We start from the raw sequence: 6,356 nt of genomic DNA, 5'->3' as shown, positions 1-6,356 counted from the left end.
CGTCAGGGCGACATTGCGCACCATCCATTTGCGGTGTGCAGCGACCGCGCCGCCCCGGATCGCCATGTAGRCCCGCAGGCCGGTGTACAGCCAGAGAACGGCAAGGCAGGCGAAGCCGATTTTCGCCGCTACCCCGCCGAACGCGAACGTGGCMATATAGAGCCCGGACAGTCCGCCCAGCAGGACGCCAACGCTCAGGTAAATACGCCCCATCCAACGGTGGGCACCGGTAAACCGCTTTCGCAGGCGTGCGGAGAACTGGAATGGCCCCAACGCCAGCGCGACCGAAGCGGCGAACACATGCATATAGATGCCCGCCCGGTGACCGAGGAAGGACGCCTTCATGTCCGGGTGGACCAGGCTGCCCAGTGGCAGCAGCGCATAGGCGATGATCGCGTAAGCCGCCACGGCCAGTGACAGGACGTAACCGCATGCCGTGCCGAATCGCTTCATGAACGTTCAGTGCCCGTGGGTTCGACCCTCTTTGGTCGATCGCGATGCTGCCCCTTTGCCCGGGCGGCGTCAATCATCGCTGCGAGGCGTCCGGGCGGGCCATGCGCCGTGGCCCGCTCCCTTTCCCCTCCCCAGCTGCTGATATAGTCGCTCCAGCACGACGGGCACCCCGCCCGTCCTCGGAATACAGGGAGTTGGTCATGGGTCTGGTACAGGCGGTGAAGGGTGCGGTTGGCGGTGTTCTGGCCGACCAGTGGAAGGATTTCTTCACCGTGCCGGCCGGCCTGCCGTCGACGGCAGCGCTGTTTGCCGCGGTGCCGCGCGGTACCAATGCCGGGCGCGGCTCGAACACCAGCGCGTCGTCGAACATCATCACCAATGGCTCGAAGATCGTCGTGCCCGAAGGCTACGGCCTGCTGCTGTTCCAGGACGGCGCGGTGACCGGTTTCGTTGCCGAACCGGGTGGCTATGAATGGCGCTCGGACGACGCCAACTCGCAGTCGATCTTCGCCGGCGACGGGCTGGTCGGCCCGCTGATCAAGCAGAGCTGGGAGCGCTTCAAGTTCGGCGGCCAGCCGGGCTCGCAGCAGGCGGCGTTCTTCGTCTCGCTCAAGGAGCTGCCGGACAACCGTTTCGGCACCCAGTCGGAAATCTACTGGGACGACGGCTTCCTGGGTACGCAGGTCGGCGCGCTGACGCGCGGCTCGTACACGCTGAAGATCGTCGACCCGATCCTGTTCGTGAAGAATTTCGTGCCGGCCAGCTACCTGCAGCCGGGCCAGGTGTTCGACTTCACCGATCTGGACAACGCGGCGGCCAGCCAGCTGTTCAATGAAGTGGTGGGCTCGCTCGCACCGGCCTTCAGCCTGTACACCAACGATCCGGGCAAGGGCAATCGCATCACCAAGCTGCAGCAGGATTCGCTTGGCTTCGCGCAGAGCCTGTCCGCTGCCGTCGAACAGGGCTACCAGTGGAAGTCCGATCGCGGCCTGGCCATCGTCAAGACCGCGATCGTGTCGATCGAATACGACGCCAACACCCGCGAACTGCTCAAGACCGTGCAGCGCGCCGATGCGCTGGCCGGTTCGCGCGGCAACTCGAACCTGCAGGCCAGCGTGGCCCAGGGTATCCAGTCGGCCGGCGAGAACGGCGGTGCGGCCGGGCTGGTGGGCGTAGGCATGGCCTCGGGCATGTTCGGTGCCGGCAACCTGCAGCAGCCGGCGACCCCTGCGGCCCCGGCGGCGGACGACCCCGTGGCCAAGCTGAAGAAGGCCAAGGAAATGCTCGATCTGGGCCTGATCACCCAGGACGACTACGACAAGCTCAAGGCCAAGGCGCTGGGCCTGTAAGACGCAGGAAGCGCGCAGATCATGTCCGATTCCCGAATCCCGCCGCCGCTGCCGTCGTCGGCCCCGCCTCCGTTGCCGCCTGCRCCGCCCACGCCCGTGAGCGGCCCCGGATCGCCGCGGGACGTGCCGCCGTTGCCGGGCACCTTCCCGGTCGACCCGTCCACCCTGCCCCCGCCGATTCGCGATGAATTGCTGGCGCCGGACCCGGTTGCCCTGGATACGTCCGCCGAAGAACTCAAGGACGGCCTCAACCGCTGCCCGAAATGCGGCTCGACCGATGTCCGGCTCAAGCTCGGTACCGACGTACTGGTCTGCCAGTTCTGCCGCAACGAGTGGCATGGCACGCTGGTCGAGCAGGCGTTCGGGCTGGGCGATGGCATCGACCAGCTGCGCGGCACGGTCATTGCGTCGGGTGCGCGTGACATCCAGGCCGATACCGCCAGCCTGATGAGCTTCAAGTGCACCGGCTGCGGCGCCGAAGTCACCATCAACACCGAGAGCACGATGACCGCACGCTGCCACTGGTGCCGCCATGTGTTCGGGGTCAACGAACAGGTGGCCAACGGCGCGGTGCCCGATGCGGTACTGCCGTTCAAGGTGAGCAAGACCGATGCCGTGGCGCGTATCCGCCAGTTCGTGGACAAGCGCCGTCTGTTTGCGTTGAAGGCTTTCAAGAACGAGTTCACGCCGGAAAATGTGGTGGGCGTGTACCTGCCCTACATGATCGTCGACAGCAACGTCAGCGCCGCGGTCGCCGGCAAAGGCGAAATCCTCACCCGCGAGTACACCCGTGGTGAGGGCGACAAGAAGAAGACCTACTACGACGCCGATGTGTACCGGGTGGAGCGGGAGGTGGACTTCACCGTGGACGACCTGCCATTGGAGTCGTCGGCCGAGCGCGGCAACCTGGACACGCGCACCAATACCAACAACATCATCAACACGATCCTGCCGTTCGACACCAAGAACGCCTTGAAGTGGAACGCCTCCTACCTGATGGGTTTCACCACCGAGAAGCGCAACCTCGACGTGGAGAAGCTGCGCCCGCGGCTGGAAGACCAGCTGCTGTCGATCGCCCGCGCGCAGGTGGAGGGCTCCGTGCGCCGCTATGACCGTGGCGTGCGCTGGGAGCAGGAGCGGCTGGACGTGCACGGTACGCGCTGGGTGTCGATGTACCTGCCGGTGTGGCTCTACTCGTATCACCAGCCCGGCCGCAACGGCGGCATGCTGCACTACATCGCGGTGAACGGCCGCACCGGTGAAACCATGGGCAGCGTGCCGGTGCAGCAGTGGAAGCTGCTGTTGGCCGCGCTCGCCACCGGTACGATCATCGAAGCCCTTGTTCTCTTCTTCCTGGTGGCCTCCTCATGAGCGATGACAGTGGACTCTGGTTGCTGGCCGCGGGCCCGGCCAGCGCGACCGCGTTGTACTGGGCGCTATACCGGTACTACCGCAATACCGACAAATCCCACGCCTTCGAGCGCGAGACCTTGGTGGAGGCCAAGCCGGTAACCGGCTCGGACCATCGGGTCGATACCATCACCGGCACCCAGGAAACCCGCATCCGCGGCGACAACGTGCGCGCCTACCGCACCCGGGTGATGCGGGACAGCAGCTGACCCCCGGAGCTGTCGGCGCTGTCGGCACGATCGTGACCCCGCCCAGCACGTGGCCGTCGGCGTCGGTCGACGATCGGGCGTTTTCCGCCCGTGGGCGGCGCGCAACCAAGTGCCGTGCCCGCCCCTTCCCCGGGCGGACACGGCATCCCCATTCTCGCGCCAGGCGGGCGTAGCGACGCCCGACCGGGTTACAGCTTCAGCGAGCCTTCCACATCCAGCACGGTGCGACGCGCCAGTGCCAGGTTGGCTTTCTGGCGGTCCAGTACCACGTAGAAGAACAGGCCTTTGTTGGAGGCCACCGGACGCAGCACGTGGTACGCGCGGCCCAGGGTGATCAGCATGTCTTCGATGACGTCGTTGAGCTTGAGCGACTCGGCCGTCTTCATCTTGGCGCGCAGCACTTCGGTGTTGCCGGCCGCGGCCAGTTCCATGTCCACGCCGGAGCCGGCTTCGCCGAGCAGCATGCCGCTGTCGTAGTCGACCAGGGCCACGGCCTGCGCGCCATTGATCTGCATCAGGGCGTCGAGGCAATCGGTGATGCTCTTGTTCATTCTGTTTTCCTTATCAAGTGGAGGTGGGTCAATCAACGTGTTCGGGTGTCGGCCGGCATCGCGGCGGTGAGGCGGCGCACGCACTGTTTGGCGTGCCACAGCACCTGCCCCATCGCACTGGTCTGGTCGCAGGCGGCCATCAGCAGTTGCGGCGGCTGCACGGGGATGGTCAGCATCAGCACCTTGCCGTGCGCCGCTTCCAGGATCAGCGCACCGAGCGAGCCGATCACCAGCTCGCGACCGAGCGCTTCGGCCAGCGCCAGCATCGAGCTGGTCATCGCGGCAAGGCGGCTGACGGTCTCTTCTTCGCGGCCGACCTGGGCCAGGGCGAAGCCGTCCAGGCTGGCGACCACCACGCCCATCAGGCCGTCCACGTCGTGTACGAGGGTGGCCAGGTGCGCGTCGACCTGCTCGCGCACCGCGCCGCTTGCCGGCAGGCGGGCTGCATCATTCATCGCAGGCCACCAGGGTTTGGCATTCAATCTGACTCATCAGTACATCCATCACGGTAAGAACCTGCATCGGATCGCGCGGATCCACCATGACGATGGGCAGCGCTCCATCGTCGTGTTCCAGCCACTGTTCGCAGGCGGCGCGCTGCGCCGGGGCGGCATCGTCCATTCGGGTCACGCCCATTACCACCGGCAGCGGCGCGGGGTGGCGCTCGACCGCGTCCAGATAGGGCTGCACCTGCTGCTGGGGTAGCCCGGCGTGGGCGTTGACCAGCACGATCGCGCCACTGGCACCTTCGAGCAGGATCGGCCACAGGAAGTCGAAACGGGTCTGACCGGGCGTGCCGTACAGCCGCAGCCGGTCGCCGCCCGGCAGGTCGATGTCGCCGTAGTCCATCGCCACGGTGGTGAATGGTTTGTCGGCGCCCGGGTCGGTGTTGCGCACCTCGGTAGAGACCGCCCTGCCCTGTGCCAACGCCTGCACCAGGGTCGACTTGCCGGCGCCCATTTCGCCCAGCACCACGATCTTGTATTCACGCATTTCATCGACTCCAGCGGTTACGCACATCACGCCACATCCGGGCCAGCGCATTGCTGGCAGCCGGCTTGGCGGGCGCTACGGTCAGCGCCGGCATCGGGGCAGCACTTGGATGCGCATAGCCGCTGATATAGGCGGCATTGAAAAAGGCCTGGACCTCCACACGGGGCAGGCCCAGGATCGAACTGCAGCTACCCACATCCAGCGCATGCCGGATCATCAACGCGCAGATCCGAAAGTCGTCGTGACGGTGCGCCAGTACGCGGAAATCCGGCCAGCGACGCAGTCGCAGGCAGGTGTCGTCCTGCAGCGGTGGCAACGGGGCACCATCGCCGGCTGCATGCAGGCCCGCTTGCCAGAGCAGCGGAMGCAATGCCACCGGTCGGGATCGAGCCGCCTGCGCATCGAACAGGCTGCGCGCAACGGGCAGCAGCTCAAGGGTGGGCTGCGGACCCACCAGCGCCGCCTGGAACAGGGCCATCGACATCGCCGACGGCTCGGCCAGCACGCCCAGGTTGTGCTCGGTGTCCAGCCAGCACAGCACCTTGCCCCTGGACATGATCGCAGCGCAATGAATGGGGTCCTGCTGCTTGCGTTCGAGCATCAGGCGTCGGCGCAGCGCCTGCACGAAGAGCAGCGGCTGTGGCGCAGCGGAGGGAAGTGTCGGTTCGACGTCGAACGGCACACGGCGAAAGCGGCTCATACCGCGTGCCTTGCCGCGGCCGCGGACGATGAAACGGACAACATCATGGGGATCTTCGTGTGGGAGCGGATGCCTGGCCGGTGACGCTGGGCGGTCACCAGCCGACGGGGTTCTAGGAGACCATCCGGCCCCTCGATCGCGCCATGCAAATACTGTGAAAACGGTCGCCGCCGCAGGTGTTTGCAAGTATTGGTATGCGTTGCGCGCCACACTTCATCAGTTCAAAAGATGCAGTGCCCCTTTCGCACTATTTGTATATACAACAACAATCAAAGTGCACAGACTTTCGGCTCAGAACAGGGTGCAGGCCGCCTGAATCGCGATACGGGCGATCGGCAGGGTGCCGTGCCGTTCTCCACGCTTGTCCGCCAGGAGTTCCACCGTGCCCATCCGCGTCATCATCGCCGACGATCATCCCGTTGTCCGCCTGGGCGTTCGTGCCTTGCTGGAAGGTGCGGGCCGTTACCGCGTGGTGGCCGAGGCCGCCTGCGCCGATGAGCTTCTCTGCGCGCTGGAGCGTGCGCCCTGCGACGTGCTGATGACGGACTTTTCCATGCCCGGCGGCGCCGCGCCGGACGGTCAGGCGATGCTGGCGATGATCCACCGCAGGCACCCGGCGTTGCCGGTGGTGCTGATGACGATGTTCACCAACGTACCGACGCTGCGGATGGCGATGAAGAACGGCGTGCGC

General features: G+C 66.0%; 9 protein-coding genes. 4 read left to right on the top strand and 5 right to left on the bottom strand.

Annotated elements, in window-relative coordinates:
* Positions 1–453 (bottom strand): DUF2306 domain-containing protein (locus ACXJKH_RS12525; RefSeq protein ID WP_457319675.1); only part of this gene is annotated, 453 nt, incomplete at its 3' end.
* Between the two features lie 200 nt (positions 454–653).
* Here ACXJKH_RS12525 and ACXJKH_RS12520 point away from each other — a divergent pair.
* From ACXJKH_RS12520 to ACXJKH_RS12510, 3 genes are read left to right on the top strand one after another with little or no spacing between them, the layout of a single operon-like run.
* On the top strand, positions 654–1,802 hold the full coding sequence (locus tag ACXJKH_RS12520; protein WP_256774306.1) for an SPFH domain-containing protein: 1,149 nt from the start codon (positions 654–656) through the stop codon (positions 1,800–1,802).
* A gap of 21 nt (positions 1,803–1,823) precedes the next feature.
* Positions 1,824–3,173 carry a TFIIB-type zinc ribbon-containing protein gene (locus tag ACXJKH_RS12515; protein WP_457319674.1) on the top strand — a complete coding sequence of 450 codons (1,350 nt, stop codon included), beginning with the start codon at positions 1,824–1,826 and terminating at the stop codon, positions 3,171–3,173.
* A complete protein-coding gene (locus tag ACXJKH_RS12510; RefSeq protein WP_256774304.1) occupies positions 3,170–3,421 on the top strand; it encodes a hypothetical protein in 252 nt (83 codons plus the stop codon). The genes ACXJKH_RS12515 and ACXJKH_RS12510 overlap by 4 nt, the downstream gene beginning before the upstream one ends.
* 188 nt (positions 3,422–3,609) lie before the next feature.
* On the opposite strand, the gene ACXJKH_RS12505 is transcribed toward ACXJKH_RS12510, so the two are convergent.
* Genes ACXJKH_RS12505 through ACXJKH_RS12490 form a run of 4 tightly spaced genes read right to left on the bottom strand, consistent with a single transcriptional unit; the run spans position 3,610 to position 5,665 of the window.
* Positions 3,610–3,972 (bottom strand): hypothetical protein, encoded by a 363-nt coding sequence (locus tag ACXJKH_RS12505; RefSeq protein ID WP_256774303.1) that lies wholly within the window; start codon positions 3,970–3,972, stop codon positions 3,610–3,612.
* 32 nt (positions 3,973–4,004) lie between these two features.
* Entirely contained in the window at positions 4,005–4,427 is a 423-nt protein-coding gene (locus ACXJKH_RS12500) for a roadblock/LC7 domain-containing protein (RefSeq protein ID WP_457319673.1), read from the bottom strand.
* The gene (locus ACXJKH_RS12495) at positions 4,420–4,965 is read right to left on the bottom strand and encodes a GTP-binding protein (RefSeq protein WP_256774301.1); all 546 of its coding nucleotides are present in this window, start codon (positions 4,963–4,965) and stop codon (positions 4,420–4,422) included. Before ACXJKH_RS12495 ends, ACXJKH_RS12500 begins: the two co-directional genes overlap by 8 nt.
* 1 nt (position 4,966) lies before the next feature.
* Entirely contained in the window at positions 4,967–5,665 is a 699-nt protein-coding gene (locus ACXJKH_RS12490; RefSeq protein WP_457319672.1) for a hypothetical protein, read from the bottom strand.
* 382 nt (positions 5,666–6,047) lie between these two features.
* On the opposite strand from ACXJKH_RS12490, the gene ACXJKH_RS12485 reads away from it, so the two are divergent.
* Positions 6,048–6,356, top strand: a 309-nt coding sequence (locus ACXJKH_RS12485; RefSeq protein ID WP_457319671.1) for a response regulator, incomplete at its 3' end; no start/stop codon positions are given.

The sequence above is a fragment of the Stenotrophomonas sp. P5_B8 genome, from assembly GCF_054049855.1.
Note: the sequence above shows the minus strand (reverse complement) of the source record. Positions and strands in the feature narration are given on the sequence as shown.

What these genes read in the sequence shown, in the direction of transcription:
- ACXJKH_RS12495 (WP_256774301.1), bottom strand. Translation starts at nt 4,965, where the DNA reads ATGCGTGAATACAAGATCGTGGTGCTGGGCGAAATGGGCGCCGGCAAG.
- ACXJKH_RS12510 (WP_256774304.1), top strand. Translation starts at nt 3,170, where the DNA reads ATGAGCGATGACAGTGGACTCTGGTTGCTGGCCGCGGGCCCGGCCAGC.
- ACXJKH_RS12520 (WP_256774306.1), top strand. Translation starts at nt 654, where the DNA reads ATGGGTCTGGTACAGGCGGTGAAGGGTGCGGTTGGCGGTGTTCTGGCC.
- ACXJKH_RS12500 (WP_457319673.1), bottom strand. Translation starts at nt 4,427, where the DNA reads ATGAATGATGCAGCCCGCCTGCCGGCAAGCGGCGCGGTGCGCGAGCAG.
- ACXJKH_RS12505 (WP_256774303.1), bottom strand. Translation starts at nt 3,972, where the DNA reads ATGAACAAGAGCATCACCGATTGCCTCGACGCCCTGATGCAGATCAAT.